The organism is Desulfuromonas sp., assembly GCA_002869615.1.
Taxonomy (GTDB): domain Bacteria; phylum Desulfobacterota; class Desulfuromonadia; order Desulfuromonadales; family UBA2294; genus BM707.
The window spans coordinates 1-3271 of record PKUH01000121.1 but is presented as its reverse complement, the minus strand read 5'-3'; the positions used below and the strand labels follow the sequence as shown (position 1 = coordinate 3271).

Annotated in this window: 3 protein-coding genes; all 3 read right to left on the bottom strand. The window is 53.9% G+C overall.

Translation table 11 applies throughout. The features are described 5' to 3' along the window. Nucleotides 1-190 precede the first annotated feature (190 nt). Complete coding sequence (locus C0623_14830) at nt 191-1426, bottom strand: LL-diaminopimelate aminotransferase (GenBank protein ID PLX97649.1); 1236 nt, start codon at nt 1424-1426, stop codon at nt 191-193. 117 nt (nt 1427-1543) lie between these two features. Next, a complete protein-coding gene (locus C0623_14825) occupies nt 1544-2347 on the bottom strand; it encodes a 4-hydroxy-tetrahydrodipicolinate reductase (protein ID PLX97648.1) in 804 nt (267 codons plus the stop codon). An 11-nt stretch (nt 2348-2358) separates the two neighbouring features. Beyond that, complete coding sequence (locus tag C0623_14820; GenBank protein PLX97650.1) at nt 2359-3234, bottom strand: 4-hydroxy-tetrahydrodipicolinate synthase; 876 nt, start codon at nt 3232-3234, stop codon at nt 2359-2361. Nucleotides 3235-3271 lie beyond the last annotated feature (37 nt).

Sequence of the window (3271 nt, the reverse complement as noted above, 5' to 3'; positions counted from 1 at the left end):
CCTTCGGCTGGCTCAGGACAGGCAAAAAAGATAAGGAGCGTGCCGGGCGATACCGGCGAACCCGCTTTATGTTTTTCGGGTGCGGTTAAAAAGTGTGGCAGATTTTGAGTACGCACCACTAATTCCCGGTAAAGTGCGATGAACCAAAAAAAAGGGGCGGCCTTAAGGCCGCCCCTGGGTTTTTTTATGATTATTTTCCCCATTTGTCGCGGATTCTCTGGACCGCAGTTTCAACGTTGGCGCGGTCACCGAAAGCCGAGAGCCGGAAGTAGCCTTCACCCGATGGGCCGAAACCGCTGCCCGGGGTGCCGACGACATGGCATTCGTTAAGTAACTTGTCGAAGAAGTCCCAACTGCTCATGCCTTCCGGGGTTTTAAGCCAGATATATGGGGCGTTGACGCCGCCAAAGCAGGTGATGCCGGCTTCGGTCAGACCTTCACGGATAATGCGGGCGTTCTCCATGTAATAGTCGATCACTTCCTTGACCTGCTTCCAGCCTTCATCCGAATAGACGGCGGCGGCAGCTTTCTGTACCGGGTAGGAGGCGCCGTTGAATTTGGTCGAGGTCCGTCTGCTCCAGAGCTTGTTGAGGCTGTACTTTTCTCCCTTGGCGGTTGTTCCAGTCAACTCTTCCGGGACGACGATGAAACCGCAACGGACGCCGGTGAAACCGGCGGTCTTGGAGAACGAGCGGATTTCGATCGCGCACTCTTTAGCACCCTCTATTTCGTAAATCGAATGCGGGATACCATCCTCGGTGATGAATGCTTCATAGGCGGCATCAAAGAAAATAACCGAATCGTTGGCCCGGGCATAATCGACCCAGCCCTTGAGCTGTTCCCTGGTTGCGACAGTGCCGGTCGGATTGTTCGGAAAGCAGAGATAGATAATATCGACCTTCTCCCGGGGGAACTCGGGGTTGAAGTTGTTTTCTTCGGTCGCCGGCATATAAACGATGCCCTCGTAATAGCCTTTATCGTCGGCGGCACCGGTACGTCCGACCATGACATTGGTGTCGTTATAGACCGGGTAGACCGGGTCGCCGATCGCTACGGTGTTGCCGAGGTCAAAAATATCGAGGATATTGGCGCTGGCGCACTTCGAACCGTCAGAAATAAAGATTTCGCTGGTTTTCAGGTCGACCCCGAGCGGCTTATAGGCTTTTTCGGCAATGACTTCAGCGAGCCAGGAATAGCCCTGCTCCGGACCGTAACCGTGAAAGGTGTCTCCCTGGCCGAGATCGTCGACGCCTTCGTGGAATGCTTTGAGGACCGCCGGCACCAGCGGCCGGGTCACATCACCGATGCCGAGGCGGATCACCTGAGCGTCCGGGTTAGCGTTGGTGAACTCGGAAACACGCCGGCCGATTTCCGGAAATAGATAACCTGCCTGCAATTTCAAATAAGAATCATTGATACGAGCCATTTAAAAAAACCTCCAATAATTGTTTAATTGGTTGTATTTGTTTGATTGGGTTGCATCGGTTAAGGACATGAACCATTTGAACGATTTAAACCAATTGAACAAGTCGAACACCAGAAATCATTCCAGTCCCAATACTTTCTGCATATCGTAGAGTCCCGGCCCCTTGTCGTCGAGCCAGCCGGCGGCACGAACGGCTCCACGGGCAAACATGTCCCGACTCATGGCCCGGTGGGTCAACTCGATGCGTTCACCCATGCCGACAAAGTAGACGGTATGCTCGCCGACGATATCACCGCCACGAACGGTCTGCATGCCGATTTCATCCCTGGTCCGTTCTCCGCACATTCCCTGACGGTGATAGTTGGCAACCTGGTCGTAGTTACGGTCTAGGGCATCGGCAACGATTTCACCCATTTTAACGGCGGTTCCCGAGGGTGAGTCTTTCTTCTTGTTGTGATGCAGCTCGACAATCTCGACATCAAATCCGTCGCCGAGGGTTTTAGCAATATCCTTCAGGATCTTGAAGCAGACATTGACGCCGACCGACATGTTCGGGGCAAAGACCACCGGAATGTTTTCTGCTGCCTTGAAAATAACCTCGCGTTGTTCCGGCGTGAGTCCGGTGGTGCCGACAACCATTTTCTTGCCGAGCTTTTCACAAGTGGCAATATTGGCCAGGGTGACTTCCGGCCAGGTGAAATCAATCAGCACGTCGGCCTTGGCCAGTGCCTCTTCAAGCGATCCGGTGATCTTGACGCCAAGATCACCGCAACCGGCAACGTATCCTGCATCCTCGCCGATCCGCGGGTGGCCTGTAGCTTCAACCGCACCAGCGATTTCGAGGCCCGCGGCTTCGGTAACCAGGGTGATAATGCGACCACCCATGCGGCCGGCCGCTCCAGTGACTGCAATACGCGTCATAACGATTTTCCTCAGATGACCTGATATCTCTTAAGAACGTCCTTCAACTTGGCCAGGGTGTCATCACCCATGGCAACAAGCGGCTGGCGAACGTCGGACCTTATTTTGCCCATCAATTCCAGAGTTGTCTTGACCGGTACCGGATTTGATTCGATGAACATGGCGGTATGAAACTCGAGCAGTGCCAGGTGCATCTTGCGTGCCTGGTCCCACTTGCCGTCAAGCGCCGCGGCTGTCATTGCCTTGACCCGTTCCGGGATGGCGTTGGCAGACACCGAGATAACCCCTTTCGCTCCGCAGGCCATCATCGGAAAGGTCAGGAAATCGTCGCCCGAAAGGACATCTATTTTTTCTCCGGCTCTGGCCAGAATCTCCGACACCTGGGTCAGGCTTCCGGAAGCTTCCTTTATCGCAACAATGTTGTCAAATTCGGACAGGCGGACCGTCGTGTCAGAGGTCATATTGACTCCGGTCCGACCCGGGACATTGTATAATACCTGCGGAAGAGCGACTTCCTCGGAAAGCTTTTTGTAGTGTTGGTAAATCCCTTCCTGTGACGGCTTATTGTAATAAGGGCAGACCAGCAACAGACCGTCAGCGCCCATCTGTCTGGCGTTAAGCGACAGATGGATCGCTTCGGCTGTATTGTTGGCGCCGGTGCCGGCAATGACCTGAACCCGCTTTTTGACCTGATCGATACAGGTTTTGATAACGTAGTCGTGTTCTTTGAAATCGAGTGTAGCAGATTCACCGGTGGTGCCGCACGGGACGATGACATCGGTTCCGCTCTCGATCTGGAATTCGATCAACTGGCGGAAGGCTTCCTCGTCAAAACTGCCGTCGGCCTTAAAGGGGGTGACGATGGCGACCATCGATCCTTGGAACATGGTTTCTCCTCCAATTTTTGGGAAAAGTTTTTTCTTG